The organism is Rahnella selenatireducens, from assembly GCF_046449555.1.
Taxonomy (GTDB): domain Bacteria; phylum Pseudomonadota; class Gammaproteobacteria; order Enterobacterales; family Enterobacteriaceae; genus Rahnella; species Rahnella selenatireducens.
In genome coordinates this window covers 169,225-194,635 of the sequence record NZ_JBKEZJ010000006.1, presented here as the reverse complement: position 1 = coordinate 194,635, position 25,411 = coordinate 169,225, and the positions used below count along the sequence as shown (strand labels likewise).

The window sequence follows — 25,411 nt, the reverse complement described above, 5'->3', positions numbered from 1 at the left end:
TGGCACCTCTTTTTTATGGGGATTTTACAGCGGCGTATAAATATCAAACCGGTGACTTTTGGTCACCACGGCGGCCTGCGCGGCAATATCCGCCATGGGCGGCGCATAGTCCGGGCGTTTCACCACAATGCGTTTGGTCGCTAACCGCCGCGCCGGTTCCAGCAGGCCGTCAGCATCTTCGTCCGGGCCAACCAGTCCCTGAAACACGCGCATCTCTTTCTTCACCAGCGCACTTTTTTGTTTGTGCGGATACATCGGATCGAGATAGACCACTTCCGGCTTTGGCGAAAGATCAGAGAGTGCAGTCAGGCTTGAAGCGTGCAGGAGCGTCATGCGCTCACGCAGCCACGGGCCAATTTCTGCATCGCGATAGCCACGTGCCAGCCCGTCGTCGAGCAACGCCGCCACCACCGGATTACGCTCCAGCATTCGCACTTTGCAGCCCAGAGACGCCAGCACAAACGCGTCACGACCCAAACCGGCAGTGGCATCGACGACATCCGGCAGATATTTGCCTTTGATGCCGACGGCTTTTGCTACCGCTTCACCGCGTCCGCCGCCGAATTTACGGCGATGCGCCATCGTGCCGCCGACGAAATCGACAAAAATAGCGCCGAGTTTTGGCTCGTCGCGTTTGCGTAATTCCAGACGCTCAGGCGTCAGCACCAGCGCCATGACGGCGTCCGGATCACACGTCAGATTCCAGCGCTGCGCCAGAACAGATAAGGCGCCTTCATCGGCGCCTTCTTCACAGAGTAAACACACACTCACAGGCAGAAATTATCCTTTGATACCGTAATGGCGCAGCATAGCATCCAGCTGCGGCTCACGCCCGCGGAAGCGTTTGAACAACTCCATCGGCTCTTCGGAACCGCCGCGCGACAGAATATTATCGAGGAACGACTGCCCGGTTTCGCGGTTAAAGATCCCCTCTTCTTCGAAGCGGGAATACGCATCGGCAGACAGCACTTCGGCCCACAGATAACTGTAGTAACCGGCCGCGTAACCGCCGGCGAAAATATGGCTGAATGCGTGCGGGAAGCGTCCCCAGGCGGGTGACGGCACAACCGCAACCTGCTTCTTGATCTCTGCCAGCGTTTGCAGGATCTGCGCGCCTTTCGCTGGGTCATATTCCGCATGCATACGGAAATCGAACAGGCCGAACTCCAGCTGACGAAGAATAAACAGCGCCGCCTGATAGTTCTTCGCTGCCAGCATTTTATCCAGCATCTCTTTTGGCAGCGGTTCGCCAGTTTCAAAATGCCCGGAAATAAACGCCAGCGCGTCCGGCTCCCAGCACCAGTTTTCCATGAACTGACTTGGCAGCTCGACTGCGTCCCACGGCACACCGGCGATACCGGCGACCCCCGGGGTGTCGATGCGGGTCAGCATATGATGTAAACCGTGGCCGAATTCGTGGAACAGCGTGGTGACTTCGTTGTGCGTGAACAGCGCCGGTTTATTGCCGACCGGGCCGTTGAAGTTACAGGTCAGATACGCGACCGGCTTTTGCAGTTCGCCGTCGGCTTTACGCATGCTGCCGACGTAATCATTCATCCAGGCCCCGCCGCGTTTGTGTTCGCGGGCGTACAGGTCGAGATAGAAACTGCCGCGCAGATCGCCGGACTCGTCGAACAAATCGAAGAAACGCACGTCTTTGTGCCAGGTTTCCACGTCTTTACGTTCTTTGGCGGTGATGCCGTAAATGCGTTTCACCACTTCGAACAGCCCTTCCAGCGCACGCTGTTCAGGGAAATACGGACGCAGTTGCTCGTCATTGATGGAAAACAGATGCTGTTTCTGTTTTTCGCCGTAGAACGGCAAATCCCAGGCTTCCATTTCGTCCACGCCAAAATGTTCTTTGGCGAAGGCACGAAGTTGGGCCAGTTCACGTTCGCCTTGCGGGCGGGCACGCGTCGCCAGACCGCTCAGGAAATCAATCACCTGTTTCGGGCTTTCGGCCATTTTGGTGGCCAGCGACATATCCGCGTAGGAATCAAAGCCCAGCAGTTGCGCCAGTTCGTGACGCAGCGATAGAATTTCTGCCATCACTTCGCTGTTGTCCCACTTACCGGCATTCGGGCCCTGATCGGAAGCACGGGTGCCGAACGCGCGGTACATTTCTTCACGCAGCGCGCGGTTTTCGCCGTAGGTAATCACTGGCAGATAGCTCGGGATATCCAGCGTCAGCAGCCAGCCTTCCTGTTCTTTCGATTCCGCCAGCGCTTTCGCCGCCGCGAGTGCGCTTTCCGGCAGGCCTTTCAGTTCTGCCTCATTGGTAATCAGCTTGCTCCAGCCCATCGTGGCGTCGAGCACGTTGTTGCTGTACGTCGAGCCTAGCTCAGACAGACGCGCGGAAATTTCGCCGTAACGTTTTTGTTTTTCGACTGGCAAACCAATGCCGGATAACTCGAAGTCACGCAGCGCGTTATCAATCGCTTTCTTTTGCGCGACGGACAGCGCGTTGAAATGATCGCTGTCTTTCAAATCGCGGTAAGCCTGATACAAACCGGCGTGTTGCCCGGTCCAGGTGCTGAATTCGGATAAAATCGGCAGACATTGCTCGTACGCTTCACGCAGTTCCGGGCTGTTTTTGACGGCATTCAGATGCCCGACCGGCGACCAGATACGGCTCAGACGATCGTCGCTTTCTGCCAGCGGCTGGCACAAATTTTCCCAGGTATAAGGCGCGCCTTGTGCGACCACGCGTTCAATCGTCTGGCGGCTTTCTTCGATCGCAGATTGCATCGCAGGGACAATATGTTCAGGTTGGATCGCAGAGAAAGGCGGCAGGGAGAACGGTTTTAAGAGCGGATTGTTCGACGCGTTTTGCTGTTCAGTCATAGGGCCAGTCCTTCGTTATAGCGTTTGGGGCTGATGGGCCTGTGGCGCACCACGCCGTGAATTCGGGTCGTCTTAAAGATGACGTAACTTCTAACATGCGGTCAAGTGACGGGGAAATCAATGGATCCGGCGAATTTGTCCCGCCAGAAGAAGTTATTCGTCATATCAATCACTCACATCTGAAACATCACTCTCATTTTAGATCCGCCTCGCATTTTTCAGCATAGGTTCTGTTCACCCGATAAACCTTATTTACAGCAAGGTTTATCGTGTTATTTTCAATCTGGCATATGCCAGTTAAAAAAATCCAAAACACATCAGGGAAAGAGATAAAAATGAAAAAACTCAAGGTTGTCACGCTGGGCGGCGGGTCGAGTTACACGCCGGAACTGATTGAAGGTTTTATCCGCCGTTATGATGAATTGCCAGTCACCGATTACTATCTGGTGGATATCGACGCGGGCGCGGAGAAGCTGAAAATTGTCGGGGAACTGGCGAAACGCATGGTGAAGAAATCAGGATTACCGATGACGGTTCACCTCACCACCAACCGCAACGAAGCGTTGTTTGACGCGGATTTTGTCACCACGCAGTTACGCGTTGGCCTGCAGGAAGCGCGCATTCACGATGAAGCGATCCCGCTGAAATATGGGGTTCTCGGGCAGGAAACTACCGGCGCGGGCGGCTTTATGAAAGCGCAGCGCACCATCCCAGTGTTGTTAGATTTATGCCGAGATATGGAAAGGCTTTGCCCGGATGCATGGCTGATTAATTTCACCAATCCCGCCGGGATTGTCACCGAAGCCATCGAAAAATATTCGCCGATCAAAACGCTGGGTATTTGCAGCGGCGCCAACAATATGATGCTGGACATTGCGGGTGTTTACGGCGTTGAGCGCCGCGACGTTTACGCCAGAGTGATGGGGCTGAATCACCTAATTTTTGCCGATCAGATTGCGGTAAAAGGCCATGATGTTACCGCCGGATTTATTGAAAAGCTGGCGAAAGGCACCGGGGAAAATTCATTAAAAAATATCCCCGATATCGGTTTACCGCCCGATTTTATCCGCGCACTCGGCCTGTTCCCGCTCTCTTATCTGAAATACTTTTATCTCAGCCGGGAAATGCTGGAACACAGTCTTCAGGACAGCAAAGACCACGGCACACGCGGCGAGCAAACCCGTGAAATTGAACGCCAGCTCTTTGAGATTTATAAAAATCCTCAGCTCGATACCAAACCGAAAGAGCTGGAAAGCCGCGGCGGCGCGTATTATTCGGAAACGGCCTGCTCCATCATCAGCTCAATTTATAACAATAAAAAAGAAATCCACGTTGTGAATACGCCAAACCGGGGCGCAACAAGCGATCTGGATGAAGAAAGCGTAGTGGAAACCAATGCCGTGATTGACCGTCAGGGCGCACATCCTCTGGCTTATGGCCGCCTGCCGGTGAAAATACGCGGGCTGATTCAGAGCGTCAAAGCGTTCGAGGAACTCACCGTTGAGGCCGCCGTCACCGGCGATTATTCCACGGCATTAATGGCGCTGTCGGTGCATCCGCTGATCCCGTCCGTGGATATTGCCGGAAAAATTCTCGATGAATATCTGGCGGTAAACCGGCCTTTCCTGCCTCAGTACAAATTCGGCAAGGCGGGGAAAATATCATGATGAAGTTTTTAGAATCCCGCGTGGTGCCTTGTCTGGTGAAAGTCGGGGAAAACGTGATTCTGGTCGCCGTCAGAAATGGCATCACGCTCACGTTGCCGTTTATCATTTCCGGCAGCGTGTTTTTAATTATCGCCAACCTGCCGATTCCCGGCTGGACGGATTATCTCGGCACCTTTGGCACGGCGCTGAATGTGCCGGTTATCGTCACGTTCGGCATTATTGGTTTGATCTCCGCAATCGGCATCAGCTACAACCTCGCGAAACACTACAAACTCGATGGCCTGACGTGCAGCAGTATTACCGTCGCCGTTTTTCTGATGGCGCAGCTCGATGATAATTACCTGCTGAATGTCGATAACCTCGGCGCGTCGGGATTATTTTCCGCCATTATTCTGTCGGTGCTGACGGTTTATATTATTCGCTTTTTCATCGGGCATAAAATCTATATCCGGCTGCCGGAAAGTGTGCCACCTGCGGTGTTGCAGTCTTTCGTCAGCGTGATCCCGGCATTTGTCTGCCTGGCACTGGTCTGGTTCGTGAGAGTGATTTTGCACTTTGATATCAATGCGTTCTTCACGATGATCCTCAGCCCGCTGGTGATTGGGCTGGGGACATTGCCCGGCATGTTGATTCTGGTGTTTCTGATTTCGCTACTGTGGTGTTGCGGAATACACGGCACCAACGTGTTATCCGGCATTACCGCGCCAATCTTCCTGAAATTCATCGTCGAAAATACGCAGGCTTATCTGAGCCATCAACCCATTCCTCATATCTTTGCCGAAGGGTTTTATAACTTCTTCATTTGTACCGGCGGCTCGGGCGCGACGATGGGCTTAGTGCTGGCGATGATGGTATCCAAAAGCCGTTATTACAAATCGCTCGGCAGAATGGCGTTCGCCCCTTCCCTGTTTTGTATTAATGAGCCGGTAATATTCGGCGTGCCGATGGTTTTCAATCCGCTGATGATGTTGCCGTTAATTGTCACGCCGATGCTGCTGTGTACGATGTCTTATTTCCTGATGGAATTTAATATTATTGGCCGCCCGGTATTGCAGATCCCCTGGACTATGCCGCCGTTTCTGAATGCCTATTTCGCCACCGGTGGGAATATTCCTGCGGCAATCTGGTCGGGCGTCATGATTATTATTTCGACAATCATTTATTATCCCTTCTTCCGTTTGCTGGAAAAGAAACAACTGGCGGATGAATCTGCCGAAACTCCAGTAAATGCACCGCAGGTCAGTGCATAAATCTTCTCAAAGGGAGTTCGTTATCATGATGATAAACTGTGCATTTATAGGGTTCGGCAAAAGCGCCACACGTTACCATTTGCCTTACGTTTTTCAGCGCCGCGACACGTTTCGCGTAAAAACGATTTTTGATGTGGCCCGCCGCCCCGCGCTCGAAGCCGAAAGCGAATATCAGGGCATTCATTTCACCGACAACCTGAACGACATTCTGCTCGATGAAAGCATCCGGCTTGTGACGCTGTGTACGCCGCCGGAAACGCACTACGATTACGCCCGTCAGTGTCTGGAGCACGGGAAAAACGTCATCGTCGAAAAACCGTTTACCCGCACGCTGGCGGAAGCACAGGTGTTGTTTGCTCTCGCTGCAGAAAAGGGCTTAACGGTCACCCCTTTCCAGAACCGCCGTTATGACAGCTGTTTTCTGGCCGCTAAAAAAGTGATTAACAGCGGCGTGCTTGGAAAACTCGTCGAGTTCGAAAGCCATTTCGATTATTTCCGCCCCGACGCGCCGGACGCGCCGGGTGATTTCACTCACGGCGCGTTTTACGGATTGGGCGTGCATCTTATCGATCAGGTCGTCAGTCTCTTCGGGCGGCCGGAATTTGTGCATTACGATATCCGCCCTGTCCGGAATAAAAATAACCCTGACGATACGTTTGAATTGCAGCTTTATTACGGCGATATCAAAGCGATTGTGAAATGCAGCCATCTGGTCATGCAGCCTTACCCAAAATTCATTGTTCATGGCGAAAACGGGTCATTTATCAAACTGAATATCGACCCGCAGGAAACATCGCTTAAAGCCGGGATAATGCCGGGCAGCGAAAATTTCGGCAAAGACCCGGAGCTGGGTGTGCTGAAATATCAGAATGTGCAGGGCGAAATAATCACTGAAAAAGTGGATGCCGGAGCCGGCGATTATGGCCGGGTTTATGACGCCGTTTATGACACGCTGGTTCATAAAAAACCGCCTTATGTGCCACAACTGGATGTGGTGACCACCATGGAAATATTGCATCGTGCCTTTGAACAACCCGCTCCGGCGCTGATTAAACTCCGTTAACCTCCTCAGCGCGCCGCCCGTTTTTCACGGCGGTGCGCCCGGATGACACCTCTGCGTGTTCTGTTTATACTGCCCGAAAATAAACCGCTGCAAGAAGGCGTTACGCCATGGCCGCCCGTTATATTGATATTAAAAACAGCCTGAAACAGGCGATCCTCAATAAAGAATATCGTGTCGGGGACAAAATTCCTTCTGAGCGGGAACTAGCGCTCCACTACGACGTTACGCGTGTCACTCTGCAAAAAGCGATGCATGTGCTGGAACAGGAAGGCTTTATCGAGCGCATCCACGGCAAAGGCATGTATGTCACCAAAGTGATTGAAGATAACGTTTATTTACTCAACAACGGCACCAGCGATTCTATTCTGGGCTTTTCGCGTGAATTTAAAAATCAGGTCAAAGTCTCGAGCAAACTCATCACGTTGAAAAAAATCGCCGCAGGTGAATATATCGCCATTCAACTGGATATTCACGCAGATGACGATATTCATTATATCCGCCGTATCAGGCTGGTTGATAATATCCCGGTGCTGATTGAAGACTCGTATATTCCCTGCGCTGTCATAGCGTCAATTCCAGAAGCCGTTTTACAGGAAGCATCTTTATATGAATATATTGAAAATAAAACCGGCCGGAAAATTAAATTCTACAACTCGGTGATTGAAGCCGCGCTGTTCGACGAAACCCTGTCGGCGTTGCTGAACATCGAAACCGGCAGCCCGATGCTGAAAGTCTCCGGCGTCACTAAGCTTGAAGACGGTAAAGCCTTCAACTACTCCATCAGTTTTAACCGTGCGGACATGTTCAAAATTAAGAACAGCTGGGTCGGGAAGTAAGCATCCGTATAAGGGCGCACCCAAAATAATTCGCGTTGCAGGAAGGCGGGAAATGAGTGAATCCCGATGAGTTTACATAAGTAAGTGATTCGGGTGAGTGAATGCAGCCAACGCATCTGTAACGTGAAGTATGAAGGGAGCAAACAGTTTATACTGTCCGCAATAGCCACTCCGGAACACTAAATTTATGTTGAGTTACCGCCATAGTTTTCACGCCGGCAACCATGCCGACGTCCTGAAACACACCGTTCAGAGCCTGATCATTGAATCTCTGAAAGAAAAAGAAAAACCCTTCCTTTATCTCGACACCCACGCGGGTGCCGGGCGCTATCAGCTGAGTGGCGAACACGCCGAACGTACCGGCGAATATCTGGAAGGCATCGCCCGCATCTGGCAACGTGATGATATTCCTGAAGAACTGGCGGCTTACATGTCCGTCGTGAATCACTTTAACCGCAACGAAAACCTGCGTTATTACCCGGGTTCGCCGCTGATTGCCCGTCAGTTGTTGCGTGAAGACGACAAACTGCACCTGACCGAACTGCACCCGAGCGATTTCCCGCTGCTACGCAGTGAATTCCAGAAAGATGACCGTACCCGCGTTGCGCGTGCCGACGGTTATCAGCAGCTGAAAGCTCAGTTACCGCCGCCGTCCCGTCGCGGACTGATCCTGATGGACCCGCCGTACGAAATGAAAACCGATTATCAGGACGTGGTAAAAGGCATTCAGGAAGGCTACAAACGTTTTGCCACCGGCACATACGCGCTGTGGTATCCGGTCGTGATGCGCCAGCAAATCAAAAAAATGCTGCGTGATCTCGAAGCCACCGGCATCCGCCGTATTCTGCAAATCGAGCTGGGCGTGCGCCCGGACAGCGATCAGCGCGGCATGACGGCTTCCGGCATGATCGTCATTAACCCGCCATGGAAGCTCGAACAGCAGATGAACAACGTGCTGCCGTGGCTGCTGAAAGTGCTGGTTCCTTCCGGCACCGGCCACACCACCGTGAATTGGGTTGTGCCCGAGTAAATAATTCCCTCCTGAATTCTGTAATCCCCTAAATCATTCGGGTTGCATCAAGACGGCCACTGAATGAATCCCCGGGAGCTTACTCAGGTAAGTGACCGGGGTGAAAGAAGGCAGCCAACGCAGGGGCAACCTGAAGGGTGACGGGGATAGGCCTTAGCTATCAAACCTATCGCAATCATTGATCCAATCTTTTCCACAACCAGTTAAACTCTTAGGCAATTTTTAAGATTAGCGACGCCGGTAAGGCGTACTTCATTTTCGACAACTCATGGAAAATCCGATGACCAAACATTATGACTATCTGGCAATTGGCGGCGGCAGCGGTGGTATCGCATCAATCAACCGTGCAGCTATGTATGGGAAAAAATGTGCGCTGATCGAAGCTAAAGAGCTGGGCGGTACGTGCGTCAACGTGGGTTGTGTCCCGAAAAAAGTGATGTGGCACGCCGCGCAAATCGCAGAAGCTATCCGCAACTACGGCCCGGATTATGGCTTTGACACCACCGTGAACAGTTTCAACTGGAAAACGCTGGTCGCCAACCGTACCGCCTACATCGACCGTATCCACACCTCGTACGACAACGTGCTGGGTAAAAATAACGTTGATGTGATCAAAGGTTTTGCACGCTTTGTTGACGATCACACCGTTGAAGTGAACGGCGAGAAGATCACCGCAGATCACATCCTGATCGCCACCGGCGGTCGCCCGAGCCATCCAAATATTCCAGGTGCAGAATACGGTATCGATTCCGACGGTTTCTTTGATCTGACCGAAATGCCAAAACGCGTTGCGGTTGTTGGCGCAGGTTACATCGCCGTGGAAATCGCCGGTGTGATGAACGGACTGGGCGCGGAAACTCACCTGTTCGTGCGCAAACATGCGCCGCTGCGCACCTTTGATCCGCTGATGGTTGATACGCTGGTAGAAATCATGGAAGCCGAAGGCCCTGCGCTGCACAAAGAGTCCATTCCGAAAGAAGTGGTGAAAAATGCTGATGGCAGCCTGACGCTGAAACTGGAAAACGGTCAGGAATTTGAAGTCGACAGCCTGGTTTGGGCGATTGGCCGCGAACCGGAAACCGACAATTTCAACCTAAAAGCGACCGGCGTGAAAACCAACGAAAAAGGTTATATCGTCGTCGATAAGTTCCAGAACACCAGCGTTCGGGGCATTTACGCAGTGGGCGATAACACCGGCGCTGTTGAACTGACGCCAGTGGCCGTTGCAGCGGGTCGTCGTCTTTCCGAGCGTCTGTTCAACAATAAGCCGGACGAGCATCTGGATTACAGCAACATCGCGACTGTCGTGTTCAGCCATCCGCCAATCGGCACGGTCGGCCTGACCGAACCGCAGGCTATCGAACAGTACGGCGCAGAAAACGTGAAAGTGTATAAATCCGCGTTCACCGCAATGTACACCGCCGTTACGCAGCATCGTCAGCCTTGCCGCATGAAACTGGTGTGCGTCGGTAAAGAGGAGAAAATCGTCGGCATCCACGGCATCGGTTACGGCATGGATGAAATGTTGCAGGGCTTTGCGGTCGCACTGAAAATGGGCGCCACCAAAAAAGACTTCGACAATACCGTCGCAATTCACCCGACGGGCGCAGAAGAGTTTGTGACAATGCGTTAATAACGCGGAAAGGTATTCGGTACCTTATCAGTTAATAAATTCAAGATGGGCCAGATACTTCGGTATTTGGCCTTTTTTAATAATCCTTAAAAAACAATGACACACTCGTAACACAATCTCAAAAAAATGCCGAATAACTAAAAACAATTCTATAAAAACACTCAATCACATTAATGAAACAAATAAATTAAACCCCTTATAAAATCATTGATTAACAATATTTAATCAATCATTAAGTTGATAAAGAGATACGTTTCCTTATGCTCGAACGCACACTCACTTTGTAGACTTTATTTATTCAAAAATATGGAAAATAAAAATACAAAAGAATCTATGCGGTTATTTTAAGGAAAACGCTTATTATGACAGGAAGTCCCCAGAAGCATCCCAAGACACCGGTGATGTGTATTCTCTCTATAGCAATCCTTGCCGTATTATCGGATACAGCGCAGGCCACAACCATTGCTCAGGGCAGCACGCTCACAGTGAATGATGGTGACATGCTGGAGGGACCGGTCACCGATAATGGTGTCCTGAACTTTAATAAAACTGAGAATTTTGGATTCGCCGATATTATTTCGGGCAATGGTTCTCTGACCGACTCCGGGTCAGGTATCCTCATATTAACAGGCGATAACACCTACACGGGATCAACGACTATCAACCGCGGCAGTACTCTTATGCTGGGTAACGGCGGCGCGACAGGCAGTATTAATGCCATGGGGACTATCTATAATAACGGCACCCTGATATTTAACCGCAGTAGTAACATTCTCTACGCGAAACTCATTACAGGCGACGGTGAGATAATTGTGAGTGGTACTGGCGTCCTGACTTTAGCGGGTAACGACACCTTCGCCGGCACAACAATCATCGACATCGGCAGCACGCTGCAACTGGGCGACGGCGGAACCACTGGCAGTGTCGCGGGTGATATTACAGATAATGGCACGCTGGTGTTTAACCACGGCAATACCAGCACTCTCGCAAATACTATTTCTGGTAGCGGCTCTCTTATTCAGTCGGGTACAGGTACTCTGACCTTAACTAGCGAGAACAGCTATACCGGGCAAACGGTCATCAACAGCGACACCACGCTGGCGTTGGGCGACGGCGGAACCACCGGCAGCGTCGCGGGGGATATTACAGATAATGGCACGCTGGTGTTTAACCACAGCAATGCCAGCACTCTCGCGAATACCATTTCTGGCAGCGGCTCTCTAATCCAGTCAGGAACAGGCGCGCTCACCTTAACCCATGACAATACCTACACCGGGCAAACCATCATCAACAGCGACACTACGCTGGCGTTGGGTAATGGCGGAACCACCGGCAACGTCGCGGGGGATATTGTTAACTACGGTTCATTAAATATTAACCGCAGCGACAATATCAGCCTTAAGGGTAAGCTGGATGGCACTGGCAGCCTGAACCAGAACGGCACCGGCACGCTCATTGCTGACCAGAACATGACTTACACGGGCGATACTTATATCAATCAGGGCGCTTTGCAGGTTAATGGGGATTTTGGCAGCACCGGCACAATATATGTTGAGCCGTCAGCGGCATTAACAGGTTACGGCAGCGTCGCCGGTTCGGTGGTGAACAATGGCGTCATCAATCTGATGACCGCCACGCCGGGGAATACGCTCACCATTAACGGTGATTACAGCAGTAACAACGGACAGCTTTGGGTCAGCAGTGAACTAAACGGCGACAACTCGGCGCATGATGAACTGTTTGTAACAGGCAGCACCCGCGGCAATACGGACGTGACCGTTAAAGACATGCACGGGCTGGGCGCGCAAACGGTGAATGGTATCGAACTGATCAATGTGCAGGGGCAATCTGACGGCACGTTTGCTTTACAAGGCCGCGCAGTCGCCGGGGCCTACGAGTACAAACTCTATCAGGGCACGTCAACGGACAATAACGGAAACTGGTATCTGCGTTCGACCACGGACGCCCCTGCACCGCCGGATCCGACGCCACCGGATCCAACCCCCCCCGATCCTACGCCGCCAAATCCAGAGCCACCGGAGCCGACACCGCCAGCTCCAACACCACCGGAGCCAACACCACCGGAGCCAACACCACCGAATCCTGCGCCTGAATCACCGGTACTGCGCCCTGAGGCGGGTGTTTATCTGGCAAACCAGAGCCTGGCGAACAGCGTATTTATGTCGACGATGCATGACCGCAATGCTGAAAATCGTCAGACCGGCGAAGATTCACCTGCAGGCTGGGCACATCTGGATACAGGCCGCATCAACAGCCAGGCTGGAGGCGGTCAGTTGTCGATGGGATCCAACAGCACTGTTTTACGCATTGGCAGCGACATCTATCGCCATGACTTCGGCAATCAGCAGATCAAAGCTGGTCTGATGACGGGTTATGCCCATGTTGATACCGACAGCAATGCAAAACACGTCAGCGGCTCCGCTAAGGGTACGCTGGAAGGTTACAACGTTGGTGTCTACGGTACATGGTTTGGCGGGAGTGCGGATGAAAAATCCGGGCCTTATATCGACAGCTGGGTGCAATACGGCACCTTCCACAACACGGTCAAAGGCAATGATTTAGCCGAGGAAAAATACCATGCGCATAACTGGGCGGGTTCACTGGAAGCCGGCTATCGCATTCCTGTCAGCAGTACACATGAGTTGTACGTGCAACCGCAATTCCAGACGATTTACTCGAACTACAGCCAGGGCGATCATACCGAAGATAACGGCACGCGGATCCGCACTCAGGATGCCGGTGGCGTCACAACCCGCCTCGGTGCTCGTCTTTCCGGTCAGTTGGATGACGCGGGTAAAGCAGAGCCCTTTGTCGAGTTGAACTGGTGGCACGGCGGCAGCAGTAACAGCGTGCAAATGGATACGGAGACCGTCGACCAGTCAATCCCGGTCAACCGTTATGAAGCCAAAGTAGGGGCTCAGCTCAAGACCAGTGAAAACTGGACAGTGTGGATTAATTCGGGCGTTCAGGCCGGTGAAAACGACTACTCCAGCCTGCAGGGGCAGTTCGGTGGGAAATACAGCTGGTAAGGCGAAGAACGTGTAAGTCGTAAAAATAAGGCTTCAGATTTTCAGATCTGAAGCCTTTTTATTGCCCTCAGTCCAGCAAAATCACCTTTGGGCTGTCAGTTTCAAACAACGGTTTGCAGAGGATTTTATAACTGTCGCGGTCAAAGTGTGGAACGGCGATATCAAACTTTTTAGCGTCTTCCAGCGTTTTCACCGTGCCCAGATAGAACCAGTGATTGATGACGTGATATTCCGTTACGCCGCTGGCTTCTTCCACGATAGCAATACGCCCCGGATACGGCCAGTTGCGGATTTTCAGGGTGCTAAGCGCATTTTTAAGGCGTTCCTGATGGGCCAGGGGCGATTCTTTTCCGCAGCACACACCGCCGCATTTCCCCAGAGAGAACCGGAAGCACGCACGGTTTTTTGCCAGTTTTTCCAGCCCCAGCGCGCCATAACACAGCTTTTCCTGATCGGCGATATCGCGGATTTTTTCCAGGGCGGACATTTTGGTTTTGAACAAACCAAACAGATCATCGGTGTGGGAAAAATCCACTTCATTGCTGAAAACTACCGTGGCGGTCAGGCCCTGAAGGCGGATTGAGCACAGCTTGCGGGTGTTGCGCAGACGCTTATTAAACAGCGGACGCCGGTTTTTAATCAGGTCAGATTCCAGCAATAACGCACCGACTTCACCGATGGTTTCGATGTATTCGATATCCCGCGTCATGTGCAAAAGTTTGGCTTCGTCGGCGTTGCGGAAATGCGACATCACGCGGCTGCGGATGTTCACACTTTTGCCGATATACAGCGGAAAGGTTTTATCGTCGCCATAGAAAATATAAACCCCGGAGCGAGACGGTAAGTTTTCGAGCGTATGACGAAGATGTTCAGGGTACTTATAAAGCTCGGTGAAAAGCTCTTTTTCCGGATTCCACAAAATCGCTGACCTGTTGTTATCGGAGAAGATATCGTTTAAAAAAACAACGGCCGATAATACTGGCTATCCGTACAGCCTTCAACCAATACGGCTAAAATAAAGTGTAAATTCTGACCGGCGAAAACTACGCCTGCGTGCGCATTTCAATATATTCCCGAGCATTCAGTAAGTTGGCTAAAGCAGCCTCGCGGGTTTCGCGCTGGTCTGACTGGATCCAGCCATACAGATTATCGATGTTATCGAAACGCACCAGCACGGTGTAAATCGTTTCGCCATGTATCGGGCGTAAGACGTTAACACTTTCGTAACCTGGAAACCGGGCCGAATCCGCCTTCAGCTTTTCCAGCCAGCCTTCGTATTCCGACAGCTTATCGCGCTGCACGCCGTGCGTAATCACCAGGGTGATGTGTTCGGGCTGATGTGGGTAAGTCACAGGATATTCCTTCTGGTTAACCGCTGTTCTGGTTAACTGATTGTTGCGTTATATTGATGAACAATATGAAAGGCGAACAGTTATTGATAACGGAAATTTTTTGGGAAGTTGTTAAACAATTTTTGGGGTGGGTAAATAATGCGACTAAGCCTTGAAGCGCTGCTGATCCTGGATGCGCTTGATCGTCACGGCACTTTTGCTGCGGCAGCGGCCAGACTGTTTAAAACCGCGTCTGCGCTGAGTTATACCGTGCAGAAAATGGAAAGTGACCTGAGTATCAAACTGCTGGATCGTTCCGGGCACCGCGCGACATTCACGCCAACCGGCCGTCTGATGCTGGAAAAGGGCCGCGTTTTACTGCGTGCGGTCAGTGAGCTGGAACAACAGGCGCAATATGTCGAGAGCGGCTGGGAAAGCAAACTGACGATCAGCGTCGATGCTTCCGTCCCCTTCGCCCTGCTCACACCGCTTATCGACCGCTTTTACGAACAACATCAGCACACGCAACTTCTGTTTCGCCACGACGTACTCGCTGGCTGCTGGGAAGCGCTGAGCTACGGCGAAGCCGACATTGTTTTCGGCGCAGTGCAGGAACCGGTCACGCGCAGCGGCATAGAATACCGCCCTATCGGCTGGCTGGAATATGTGTTTGCCGTCGCGCCGCATCACCCGCTGGCCTCGCTGCCGGAGCCGTTATTGCGTGAACAAATCCGTCAGTACCGCGCGGTGGTGGTTCACGATACGTCGCGTCATGGCGCAGGCACGGATTTACGCGTGCTGGACGAGCAGAAAATGCTGAGCGTTCACGACTTCAACGCCAAAGTTCACGCACAGGTCGCCGGTCTGGGCTGCGGTTATCTGCCGCGTTATCTGGCCGCGCCGTATCTGGAAAGCGGCGCGCTGGTTGAACGCCGTCTGGATACTGAAACCCGCCGCGATCAGGCTTTTATGGCCTGGAACGAAAAAGCCACTGGCAACGCCGCCATGTGGTGGCGCGAACATTTACAGAATTTCGACGGCATCTGCTCCGTTTACAGCCGGGAATAATCGTTACCCGTTAAGCCGAAAGGCCGCATTGCGCGGCCTTTTTTCTTTCCTGCTTTTTATCTCACGGACAAATAATGCTGAACCACCGGCTTATTTTCACCGCGGTGATAACGCGTCACCTCGCTTTGCAAATCGGCTTCACCGGCCGGTAATTTCAGGCGCCAGCACAGCAGAGTGGCGATGGTCAGCCCGATACCCGCCAGAATTAACGCGCCGACCAGACCGGTTTCCCTCGCAACCAGCCCCCAGAACAGGCTACCCGCCGCCATCGCGCCGTTGAAAACCATCAGGTAAACCGCCAGTCCGCGACCGCGCACCCAGTCAGGTAATACCGCCTGCGCCACGCCGTTCATCGAGGTCAGCGCGATAATCCAGCCCACGCCCAGCACCACCATCAGCACAACTGCCAGCCATTTCGCCGGAGACGTCGCCAGCAGCAACATCACGGTAGCGGATAACAGTGCGAAAAGCAGAACCAGCCCGTCAACGCTCAGTTTCTGCCGCAAACGCGGCAACAACAGCGCTCCGAAAATCGCCCCGACGCCCACTGCACCGAGCAGAATGCCGTAGAAACCGGCGGTTCCGTGCAACATATTGCGGGCAATCAGCGGCAACATCGCCCAAATCGCACTGGCAAACGCAAAGTAAATCGCGGCACGGAAAAGCACGCGGTGCAGTTCACGGCTGGCTTTCACATAACGCAGCCCCGCGCGGAACGCGCCAAGAAAATGTTCTGACAGCTCATTTTTCGCTTTAACCGGACGCTTCCACCACAGCAGTGCGCCAATCACGAAGACGTAGCTCATGACATCCGCGCTGTAAGCCGCACCCGCGCCAAGGCTGGCTAACAATATACCGCCCCCCGCCGGACCGACGGCGCAGGCGATATTAATGCCCAGCGAATTCAGCGCCACAGCGTTACGCAAATCCGTGCGCGGCACCAGGTCCGCCACAATAGCCTGCCACGCCGGGCCCATCAGGGCGGCACCGATACCGCCGATAAACGTCAGCGCCACCAGATATTAGACAGTCAGTAAGTTGTTGTGCGACAAAATCAGCAAAGTCCCGCTGACGCTCGCCAGCAGCAACTGCACAAAAATCAGCAGACGGCGGCGGTCAAGAATGTCGGATAAAACCCCTGCCGGAATGGCCAGCAGAAAAATGGGCAACGTGGCGGCGGTTTGCATCAACGCGACGGCCGCCGGGTTTGACGACAGCCCGGTGACGAGCCAGGAGCTGGCGACATCGCGCATAAAACTGCCGGTATTGCCGAGAATGGTCGCCACCCAAATCGTGGCGAACAGCCCTTGTTTCAGCGGTGAAAATGCGCCAGATGCGGCGTTACTCTGGCTCATGCGCGCTCCTTCAGGTCATCCCACGCGGCATAAATAAATACGCCGGCCAGACCGATGTATTCAAAGAAACCGTTCATTAGCATCGCCCGATCGTGCCCAGATGCCTGCCAGAAGGCGTTTGCCATAAAGTTGGCGACGACAGTAAACATTGCCAGGGCCAGCAGGGCGAACCAGCGGATAAACGCAAAATGAACAACGGGAACCGACAGGCCGGAAACAGGTGCGTTACGCATCATTCTCTCCTGCCGGAACCCGCTCGCAGCGCGGTTCCGGCGTTATTAAAGAATTAAATACCTTAAGTATCAGGCTTTACGCTGCGGCGCTTTATACACCATGGTATAGGCGTAATCCACGCCCATGCCGTAGGCGCCGCTGTGTTCGCGAACCAGATCCATGACGGCGTCGTAGGTTTCTTTGCGTGACCAGTCGCGCTGGTACTCGAGCAGAACCTGCTGCCAGGTCACCGGAATGGCACCGGCCTGCACCATGCGGTCGATGGAACGTTCATGCGCATCCACGCTGGTGCCGCCGGAAGTGTCGGTCACCACATACACTTCATAGCCTTCTTTCAGCGCCATCAGAGCCGGGAAAGTCAGACACACCTCAGTCCACAATGCGGAAATAATCAGTTTCTTACGTCCTGTTGCTTCAACGGCTTTCACAAATGCCGCGTCTTCCCAGGAGTTCATGGAGGTGCGTTCAATCGGCTTTACATCCGGGTGAACCGCCAGCAGTTCCGGCCAGATATAGCCGCTGAAGCTTTCAGTTTCGACGGAGGTGTAAATCACCGGCACGTTAAAAACTTTGCCTGCTTTAGCGAGAGCAACGGTGTTATTTTTAAGCTGCTGGCGATCGATGTTTGCGACGCCGAAAGACATTTGTGGCTGATGGTCGATGAAAATCAGGGTGGAGTTCTGTGGGTCCAGCAGATCGAATTTAGACATTTTCATTTCCTCTCAGAGTGCATTGTTGGGTTGTGTGTTTGTATTTAACGTTGTGTTGTTGTGCTGCTGGAAATCACAATACGGCAGAGGTTAAAACGCAGATAGCGGAAAGAATTTGCGAAGTTGTTCAGTTTTTTTTGACAGGCTTTCGCCTATATAAACAGTCAAAAATATCCCATACAGTCAGTGAGTTAGTATTAACAAAATCTTTCAACGAGTTATTAAAAATAACGCACTATGACTATTCCTAAGAAGCGTCTACTGTTTATTGCAGCACAACACACATTCACTTAAAAACCTGCAAAATCACTCGCTGAGGAAAGACAAATGAGCACATTCACCACGCAAGACGGCACTCAAATTTATTTCAAAGACTGGGGAAAAGGTAAGCCGGTTTTATTCAGCCACGGCTGGCCGCTGGATGCGGATATGTGGGACAGTCAGATGAATTTCCTGGCCGAACGCGGTTATCGCGCCATCGCTTTTGACCGCCGCGGTTTTGGCCGTTCAGACCAGCCGTGGGAAGGGTACAACTACGATACATTTGCCTCAGATATCAACGATCTGATTGAACACCTCGATTTGCACGATGTTACGCTGGTCGGTTTCTCCATGGGCGGCGGCGACGTAACCCGCTATATCAGCCGCTACGGCACAGCGCGCGTTTCCAGTTTAGTGCTGCTCGGCGCGGTGACCCCGCTGTTTATTAAGACGGACGATCATCCACAAGGCATTGATAAAGCTGCCTTTGACGGCATCAAAGCCGGTTTATTGAAAGACCGTGCACAATTTATCAGTGATTTCGCGACGCCGTTCTACGGCACCAATCAGGGCATGACCGTTTCCGACGGCGTGATGACGCAGACGCTGAATATCGCGCTGCTGGCCTCGCTCAAAGGCACCGTGGATTGCGTGACCGCTTTCTCCGAAACCGATTTCCGCCCGGATATGGCAAAAATTACCGTGCCGACGCTGGTTATCCACGGCAGCAACGACCAGATTGTACCGTTCGAAGCCACCGGCAAACTGGCCGCTGAGATGATCGAAAACTCACAGCTTAAAGTGTACGAAGGCGCGCCGCACGGTTTCGCGGTCACGCATCAGGATCAGCTGAATGACGATTTGCTGGCGTTCCTGAAAAGCCTGTAACCGCCGCCGCTGAACGCTAAAAAGGCATTCCCCGCAAAGGGAATGCCTTTTTCTTTGGCGCATATTCTGGTGAAGAAAACAGCGTTTCACGCCACCGGCAGTTTATCCAGAATCGCCTGCGCAGTATTCACGTCGGTCACCAGCGAATTAATCATGCCCGAACGCACCGCGCCGATAATCCCGGCGGCTTTTTCCGGCGTCGCGGCCACGCCAATGGTCAGCGGCGTTTTGCGCAGCTGTTCCACCGATGCCGCAATCATTCGCTCCTCGCCTTCCCAGTGCAATAACTCACCGGATTCCGTGAAGTAGTGGCGCAGCACGTCGCCCGCCGCGTCGCTGAGTGCCTGTTCCCCCGGCGTCGCCGTGGTTGATTCACTCGGTTTCGGCGTATGCGTCAGGCCGACGCCGACAATCGCCGCGTCCAGCTTGTCCCACAGGGAAATAATTTCCTGCACGCTGCCGTCGGCGAGAAACGCATCACGCAATTCTGCCGAAGAAATGTAAGGCGCATGCAGAAAATACGGCGTGCCTTCCATCTGTTCAGCCGCGCGGCGCACGAACTCGGTGATCTGAAAATGCGGCGCAGACTGCTGCATTCCGCCATTGAGCGCCACGGTCATAATGCCCGGCAGGCGCGGCATTCCGGCCAGCGTCACCTCGCGCACCGCCCTTCCCCAGCCAATGCCCAGCACCGAACCGGCACCTAAACCGGCTTCCTGCAACAAAGCGGCCAGCGGCGTCGACAGCGCGCCCAGCACATTGCCCGGCGGCGCATCAACCACATACGCGTGCTTCAGTCCGAGGCGGTTAATCAGGTCAGACGTCATGTCTTCCGGCGAAGATAATCCCACCACTTCGATACGCACAATGCCCGCCGCACGGGCTTTATTCAGCAGCCGCGAGATTGTCGCCGTTGAAACATCCAGCTTGCGCGCAATCTCTACCTGAGACATATCAGACTCGTAATGCAGCTTCGCCACCAGATGCATCATGGCACGCGTTGCTGCAATATCTTGCAAAATTGGCTCTTTCAGCTTGAAATTCCTTTCAGTAATGAATTACACTCAAATCGTCGATTGAGGGATTATTGCGCAACACCTGTAAAAATGCAATGTGCCGGATCGAGATTCAACCCTTATAAAACGGCGTGTTACGCGATTTTTCCGCCCCTTTCAGCCAGGGGGCAAAGACAGAACGTCCAGTGTAATCGAGATTTTTTCATCTGTAATAAATTTCACGCAAAGGAGAGTTTCATGTCAAAAATGTCTACTTCAGAATTACGCAGCTATCAGCAGATTTGCGGTAAAAATGGCGCAATGCTGGTGATCGCCTGTGACCAGCGCGGTGCCATGCGCAGCCTGCTCGCCAGCGACCCTCAGCAACAATCCGCGATTTCCGAACACGAACTGGGCCTCATCAAAGCCGACATCACCCAATATCTCGCCAGCAAAGCCTCCTGCGTGCTGGTAGATCCGGTCTGTGCGGTACCGCAGCTGGTGGACAACGGCATTATTGCCCGCGATACCGCGCTGCTGATCGGCCTTGACGCATCAGGCTGGGATAATTCGTCGGAAGGCTACCGTCTGTCGCGGTTAGTGGCGAACGTTGATGCGCGCCGCGTGCGTGAACTGGGCGCGACTGGCGGCAAAATTATGGTGTATCTGCGTTCGGATCAGGAAGCCGCCAACCGCCATAACATTGAAATACTGCGTCAGTGCATCGACGATTTCGCCCGCGAAGATCTGCTGCTGGTGGTGGAGTTCCTCACCTATAAACTCGACAACGAAACCGAGGAAGAATATAAAGAAAAAGTCCCGTCCCTGATTTATGGCGGCACAAAGATTTGTCTGGAATGCGGGGCGAAGGTGCTGAAACTGCCTTATCCGGGTTCAAAACAGGCCTGCGCAGACATCACTAAACTGGCAGGAGACGTGCCTTGGGCGGTGCTTTCCGCGGGCGTTGACCACGCCACTTTCCTCAAACAAGTGGCAGATGCCATGAGCGAAGGCGCATCTGGCGTGATTGCCGGACGTTCCCTGTGGAAAGACTGCATTTCGTTGGATCGCAGCGCGACAAAATCCCGGCTCGAATCGCTGGCGGTTCCGCGTCTGAACGAACTTCAGGCTGTCATTCAGCAATATTTCCATGCCCCGGCCCGCAACCAAACTGAACAGGTGGAACATGTCTGAAAACAGAAGCGCCTCACGAAATGGCTTTACCGGCAAACGCGTCATCCTGGTGAACGGGATCCCGGCGTCAGGTAAAAGCCGGCTCGCCGTTGAGCTTTCTGAATACAGCGGCTGGCTGCAACTGTCGCTTGATGGCATCAAAAACCCGTTTCTTCAGCGGCTACAAAATGTCGATCGCCCTTTTAACCGCGTGCTCGGGCTGGCAAGTTACCAGGTTATCTGGGATATCATCGGCGGCGCGCCGCAGGGCAGCACCTTTATTGCCGATGCGTGGTTTGGTTTCCAGCCAAAAGACGTGTTGCAGGATTATCTGCAACGGGCAGGCGTCACGCAGGTTCTGGAAATCTGGTGTCAGATTGATGCAGAACTTGCAGCGGAACGTTTTGCTTCACGACTCGGGGAACGTTTACCCGGACACGTCGGGGCAGAATATATTCCCGAATTAAAAATTCTCGCCGGAAATGCACGACCAATGGCGTTGGGGCCAGTTTATTCTGTTGACCAGAATGTTATTGCACAAAATAAGCCTGTAAATATTGTTGATATACATGAATGGATATTAAATTCATTTCATACCCAGACTCAATAAACATCCACAAAAGGAAAAATTCATTTACTGAGAAGTCAGTGAATTCTGATATCACGACCAGGACAATGCCCTACTATTATTAATTCCTTCATGTCGTTTGAAATTATTATCTTTCATTAATGGCAAATAGGATTGGATAGATCACAGTTTTTATTTTAATTAAATATCATACTGAGAAATGACCCTATTAATGTGAAGAGGTATTATGTTAAGCGACTGGATTAATGAAAATAACACCACTATTATCACCAGAATAAAAGACTGGCAAAGCGCCGTCGCATTAGCAGTGCAACCTTTAATTGATTCCGGCGCCGCCGAAAGTCGCTATCTTCAGGCGATATATGACATGCACCGGGAAATCGGCCCTTATTATGTTTTGGGTGAAGGAATTGCCATGCCACATGCCCGGCCAGAAGAAGGTGCTGTCAGAACCGCACTGTCTCTGGTGATTGTTTCAGAAGGTGTTGAATTCGGCAGCGAAGATAACGATCCGGTCTATGTCATCTTCGCGCTGGCCGCCGTTGACAGCCATTCGCACATTGAAATGATCGCCAGCCTTTCTCATCTGTTCTGTGATGATGAAGCGGCTAAAAAATTAAAACAGAGTAAAAACAAGCAGGAAGCGTTAGATATTATCCGGCAGTTTTAGACGTGAAGTGTAGAGAGATAAACATAACCCTTAATGAACGCCTACAAAGAACCTAAGGAAACGTGATGAAAAAGTTATCTATTCTTGCGGTATGCGGTGCGGGTCTGGGCAGCAGTTTTGCCTGTGAAATGAGTATCGAAGCCGCGCTCAAAGATTTAGGCGTGGAGGCGGATTTATCGCACTGCGATATTTCCAGCGCCACCTCGTCCAGAGCTGACATTATTATGACCGGCGAAAACTTCAGATCGCAGTTCCAGCATTACACCATCAGCGCCAATATTATTTACCTGAAACGCCTGGTGGATAAAAATGAAATAAAAACCAAGCTGACGCCGGTTCTACAGGAAATGGGTCATCTGGCAATCTGATAATAATAACGTTTTGACTCACAGAACGTATAAACCGACAGAACAATTACCGTGAACTCTACAGGGGACACTTATGTCTTTCCTTCACTTTATTGTCAATGATGTATTAGGCCAGGCATCAATATTAATTTCTCTGATCGCAATGATTGGCCTGATTGCATTAAAGAAAAGTCCGGGGCAAATTATTACCGGCACTTTAAAAACGCTGCTCGGATTTCTGGTTTTACTTTCCGGCGCCAGTATTATTGTCAATGCGCTGACCTTCCTGGGTGAAATATTCCAGAAAGGTTTTCATATGCGCGGCGTGGTCACCGACGTCGGTTCAATCGCCGGTATCGCACAACAAACGCTCGGGCGGGAAACGGCCTTAATTATGGTACTGGCGTTTATCGTCAATATCCTGATTGCCCGTCTGACCCGCTTTAAATATATCTTCCTCACCGGTCAGGCGTCATTGTGGATGGCGACCGTCTGCTCCGTCATTGGCTATATGGGCGGCCTGCGCGGTGCAGAGCTGATCATTACCGGCGGCGTCATTGCCGGTGTGATGGCGGTCGGTATGCCGGTGCTGGCACAACCGATTGTGCGCAAAATTACCGGCTCCGATGACTTTGCGCTCGGCCATTTCTGCACTATCGGTTACATCGTGCAGGCTGGCGTGGCGAAAATCACCGGTAACGTCAACAAAAGCACCGAAGATCTCGAATTGCCGCAGGCACTCTCCTTCCTGCAAGACACCTATCTGTCGATGATGGTGGTGATGATCCCGATTTACCTGATCCCCGCCATTGCCGCCGGCCCGGAAGTCGTCGCGCCTTTCGCCAACAGCGTTAACTATCTGGTCTACTCGTTCCTGCAATCCATTCAGTTTGTGGTCGGCGTTTACGTGCTGCTCTCCGGTGTACGCCTGCTGCTGGCGGAAATCGTCCCGGCTTTCCGCGGGATTGCCCTGCGCATCGTGCCCAACGCCATTCCGGCGCTCGATTGCCCGGTGCTTTTCCCTTACGCGCCGAACGCGGTCATCATCGGCTTTATCTCAACCACCATCGGTTCTGTTATCGGCATGTTCCTGTTCCCGAGTCTCGGGCTGGCGATGATTTTACCGGGCATGCTGACCAACTTCTTCGCGGGCGGTACGGCGGGTATCTTCGGTAACGCCGTCGGCGGGCGTCGCGGCGCGATTATCGGCGGCATCTTCCACGGCCTGTTTATCACGTTGCTGCCGGCGCTGTTGTTGCCGCTGCTGGGTAAATTCGGCTTCTCGAACGTGACCTTCAGCGACTCGGACGTCATCAGCGTCGGGCTGGTGTTCGGCCATATTCTTAACTTCTTCCATTAACTGAGCCGGAGGGTATTCCAGATGGAAAAAATAATGGATACGCGTATTGAGCAAATTTTATCGCAACAGCTGCCGCCGCAGGAATCGGCCAAAGCGCTCAACGAACTGGGGAAAGAGTATCAGGAGCAACAGGATCTGGAGAACGCCATTGCCTGCTGGGAGCAAAGTATGGCGTGCTACGGAAAGCCCGGTTTCGCACAGGCGCAGCTGATGAAGGCGTACAACGTGCGGCGTCGCGAGTGTTCACAAGCCGGTGACGGCAAGGGGCTGGAGGTGTATTCGGAGAAAATCGATGCGCTGATGCAAAAAAGTAAGGACGCCATCCGTTACGGATTTTAAGCCCAAAAAAGCCAGAACGAATGTTCTGGCTTCTGCCGTTTACGGATTCAACGATTTCGTCCGCTGCGCAAAACCCTTACGCAGCTTTTGTAACTTCGGCGGGATCACGGCCATGCAATAGCGGTTCTGCTGCCCCGCGCCTTCCCAGTAATTCTGATGATAACCTTCCGCCACAAACACTTCGCCCAGCGGTTCGATGCTGGTGACAACCGGATCGTTATGGTCCTGCTGCGCGCGCAAAATGGCGGCTTCCGCTTCGGCTTTTTGCTGCTCACCGGCGGGGAATATCACCGAGCGATATTGCGTACCGACGTCATTTCCCTGACGGTTGAGCTGGGTCGGATCATGCGTGACGAAGTGAATATCCAGCAAATCGCCATAACTGAGTTTCGCCGGGTCAAAACCGACACGAATGGCTTCTGCGTGACCGGTTACGCCCGTGCAGACCTGCTCATACGTCGGATTCGGGCGCGCGCCGCCAGTGTAAACACTTTCCACCGACTCCACGCCGATGACGTCTTTGAACACCGCTTCTGTACACCAGAAACAGCCGCCACCGAAAATAGCGTATTCGATTGTCATACAGACTCCTTGATTTAGAGGACAGAGAAATAATGGGGGCGGAACACGCAGAGATAAAGAGAAGATATTAAAAAACGCTTAATGAAATTCTTCAGCGCTGAAATTTATAATATTTTAGGCAAACTGATTTACCTTA

Annotated in this window: 23 protein-coding genes and 1 pseudogene; 15 read left to right on the top strand and 9 right to left on the bottom strand. The window is 52.4% G+C overall.

Going from position 1 to position 25,411, the window contains the following annotated elements; genetic code table 11:
- Window positions 1-24: 24 nt before the first annotated feature.
- Window positions 25-771 carry a 16S rRNA (guanine(1516)-N(2))-methyltransferase RsmJ gene (rsmJ, locus tag ACLBVC_RS12330; protein ID WP_410149838.1) on the bottom strand — a complete coding sequence of 249 codons (747 nt, stop codon included), beginning with the start codon at window positions 769-771 and terminating at the stop codon, window positions 25-27.
- Between the two features lie 9 nt (window positions 772-780).
- A complete protein-coding gene (gene prlC / locus ACLBVC_RS12325) occupies window positions 781-2,844 on the bottom strand; it encodes an oligopeptidase A (protein ID WP_410149837.1) in 2,064 nt (687 codons plus the stop codon).
- 335 nt (window positions 2,845-3,179) lie between these two features.
- Here prlC and ACLBVC_RS12320 point away from each other — a divergent pair, with 335 nt between their 5' ends.
- The 7 genes from ACLBVC_RS12320 (at window position 3,180) to ACLBVC_RS12290 (ending at window position 13,373) form a co-directional block, all read left to right on the top strand.
- Complete coding sequence (locus tag ACLBVC_RS12320; protein ID WP_410149836.1) at window positions 3,180-4,511, top strand: 6-phospho-beta-glucosidase; 1,332 nt, start codon at window positions 3,180-3,182, stop codon at window positions 4,509-4,511.
- Window positions 4,508-5,761, top strand: a complete 1,254-nt coding sequence (locus tag ACLBVC_RS12315; protein WP_410149835.1) for a PTS sugar transporter subunit IIC — start codon at window positions 4,508-4,510, stop codon at window positions 5,759-5,761. Before ACLBVC_RS12320 ends, ACLBVC_RS12315 begins: the two co-directional genes overlap by 4 nt.
- A 25-nt stretch (window positions 5,762-5,786) precedes the next feature.
- Window positions 5,787-6,824, top strand: coding sequence for an oxidoreductase (locus tag ACLBVC_RS12310; protein ID WP_410149834.1), 1,038 nt, complete (start codon window positions 5,787-5,789; stop codon window positions 6,822-6,824).
- A gap of 107 nt (window positions 6,825-6,931) precedes the next feature.
- On the top strand, window positions 6,932-7,660 hold the full coding sequence (locus ACLBVC_RS12305) for a GntR family transcriptional regulator (protein ID WP_410149833.1): 729 nt from the start codon (window positions 6,932-6,934) through the stop codon (window positions 7,658-7,660).
- Between the two features lie 187 nt (window positions 7,661-7,847).
- Window positions 7,848-8,690, top strand: a complete 843-nt coding sequence (locus tag ACLBVC_RS12300) for a 23S rRNA (adenine(2030)-N(6))-methyltransferase RlmJ (protein WP_013573521.1) — start codon at window positions 7,848-7,850, stop codon at window positions 8,688-8,690.
- 280 nt (window positions 8,691-8,970) lie between these two features.
- Window positions 8,971-10,323 carry a glutathione-disulfide reductase gene (gene gorA / locus ACLBVC_RS12295; RefSeq protein WP_410149832.1) on the top strand — a complete coding sequence of 451 codons (1,353 nt, stop codon included), beginning with the start codon at window positions 8,971-8,973 and terminating at the stop codon, window positions 10,321-10,323.
- Between the two features lie 362 nt (window positions 10,324-10,685).
- A complete protein-coding gene (locus tag ACLBVC_RS12290) occupies window positions 10,686-13,373 on the top strand; it encodes an autotransporter family protein (RefSeq protein WP_410149831.1) in 2,688 nt (895 codons plus the stop codon).
- A 67-nt stretch (window positions 13,374-13,440) separates the two neighbouring features.
- On the opposite strand, the gene cho is transcribed toward ACLBVC_RS12290, so the two are convergent.
- Entirely contained in the window at window positions 13,441-14,292 is an 852-nt protein-coding gene (cho, locus tag ACLBVC_RS12285) for an excinuclease Cho (RefSeq protein ID WP_410149830.1), read from the bottom strand.
- Window positions 14,293-14,416: 124 nt separating this feature from the next.
- On the bottom strand, window positions 14,417-14,725 hold the full coding sequence (locus tag ACLBVC_RS12280) for an antibiotic biosynthesis monooxygenase (protein ID WP_410149829.1): 309 nt from the start codon (window positions 14,723-14,725) through the stop codon (window positions 14,417-14,419).
- 138 nt (window positions 14,726-14,863) lie between these two features.
- Here ACLBVC_RS12280 and ACLBVC_RS12275 point away from each other — a divergent pair, with 138 nt between their 5' ends.
- The gene (locus ACLBVC_RS12275; protein ID WP_410149828.1) at window positions 14,864-15,772 is read left to right on the top strand and encodes a LysR family transcriptional regulator; all 909 of its coding nucleotides are present in this window, start codon (window positions 14,864-14,866) and stop codon (window positions 15,770-15,772) included.
- A gap of 125 nt (window positions 15,773-15,897) precedes the next feature.
- Here ACLBVC_RS12275 and ACLBVC_RS12270 read toward each other — a convergent pair.
- The 3 genes and pseudogenes from ACLBVC_RS12270 to ACLBVC_RS12260 all read right to left on the bottom strand — a co-directional run.
- Window positions 15,898-17,127, bottom strand: a pseudogene (locus ACLBVC_RS12270) (MFS transporter); the annotation flags it as partial.
- On the bottom strand, window positions 17,124-17,363 hold the full coding sequence (locus ACLBVC_RS12265) for a hypothetical protein (RefSeq protein ID WP_410149827.1): 240 nt from the start codon (window positions 17,361-17,363) through the stop codon (window positions 17,124-17,126). The pseudogene ACLBVC_RS12270 and the gene ACLBVC_RS12265, both read right to left, overlap by 4 nt.
- A 66-nt stretch (window positions 17,364-17,429) precedes the next feature.
- Window positions 17,430-18,071 (bottom strand): hydrolase, encoded by a 642-nt coding sequence (locus ACLBVC_RS12260; protein WP_410149826.1) that lies wholly within the window; start codon window positions 18,069-18,071, stop codon window positions 17,430-17,432.
- 327 nt (window positions 18,072-18,398) lie between these two features.
- Between ACLBVC_RS12260 and ACLBVC_RS12255 the strand changes: the two genes are divergently transcribed.
- Window positions 18,399-19,220 carry an alpha/beta fold hydrolase gene (locus ACLBVC_RS12255; protein WP_218522033.1) on the top strand — a complete coding sequence of 274 codons (822 nt, stop codon included), beginning with the start codon at window positions 18,399-18,401 and terminating at the stop codon, window positions 19,218-19,220.
- Window positions 19,221-19,306: 86 nt separating this feature from the next.
- On the opposite strand, the gene ACLBVC_RS12250 is transcribed toward ACLBVC_RS12255, so the two are convergent.
- The gene (locus tag ACLBVC_RS12250) at window positions 19,307-20,239 is read right to left on the bottom strand and encodes a sugar-binding transcriptional regulator (protein ID WP_218522032.1); all 933 of its coding nucleotides are present in this window, start codon (window positions 20,237-20,239) and stop codon (window positions 19,307-19,309) included.
- Window positions 20,240-20,473: 234 nt separating this feature from the next.
- Between ACLBVC_RS12250 and ACLBVC_RS12245 the strand changes: the two genes are divergently transcribed.
- The 6 genes from ACLBVC_RS12245 to ACLBVC_RS12220 all read left to right on the top strand — a co-directional run bounded on the left by ACLBVC_RS12245 (window position 20,474) and on the right by ACLBVC_RS12220 (window position 24,693).
- A complete protein-coding gene (locus ACLBVC_RS12245; protein ID WP_410149825.1) occupies window positions 20,474-21,409 on the top strand; it encodes a tagatose-bisphosphate aldolase in 936 nt (311 codons plus the stop codon).
- Complete coding sequence (locus tag ACLBVC_RS12240) at window positions 21,402-21,998, top strand: AAA family ATPase (protein ID WP_195825334.1); 597 nt, start codon at window positions 21,402-21,404, stop codon at window positions 21,996-21,998. Before ACLBVC_RS12245 ends, ACLBVC_RS12240 begins: the two co-directional genes overlap by 8 nt.
- 205 nt (window positions 21,999-22,203) lie before the next feature.
- A complete protein-coding gene (locus ACLBVC_RS12235; RefSeq protein WP_195825333.1) occupies window positions 22,204-22,647 on the top strand; it encodes a PTS sugar transporter subunit IIA in 444 nt (147 codons plus the stop codon).
- 65 nt (window positions 22,648-22,712) lie between these two features.
- Window positions 22,713-23,015: a PTS sugar transporter subunit IIB gene (locus ACLBVC_RS12230; RefSeq protein ID WP_165060888.1), complete on the top strand. Its 303-nt coding sequence runs from the start codon at window positions 22,713-22,715 to the stop codon at window positions 23,013-23,015.
- Between the two features lie 73 nt (window positions 23,016-23,088).
- Window positions 23,089-24,354: a PTS sugar transporter subunit IIC gene (locus tag ACLBVC_RS12225; protein ID WP_195814833.1), complete on the top strand. Its 1,266-nt coding sequence runs from the start codon at window positions 23,089-23,091 to the stop codon at window positions 24,352-24,354.
- Window positions 24,355-24,387: 33 nt separating this feature from the next.
- On the top strand, window positions 24,388-24,693 hold the full coding sequence (locus ACLBVC_RS12220; RefSeq protein WP_410149824.1) for a hypothetical protein: 306 nt from the start codon (window positions 24,388-24,390) through the stop codon (window positions 24,691-24,693).
- A gap of 39 nt (window positions 24,694-24,732) precedes the next feature.
- On the opposite strand, the gene msrA is transcribed toward ACLBVC_RS12220, so the two are convergent.
- On the bottom strand, window positions 24,733-25,275 hold the full coding sequence (gene msrA, locus ACLBVC_RS12215; protein ID WP_410149823.1) for a peptide-methionine (S)-S-oxide reductase MsrA: 543 nt from the start codon (window positions 25,273-25,275) through the stop codon (window positions 24,733-24,735).
- Window positions 25,276-25,411 lie beyond the last annotated feature (136 nt).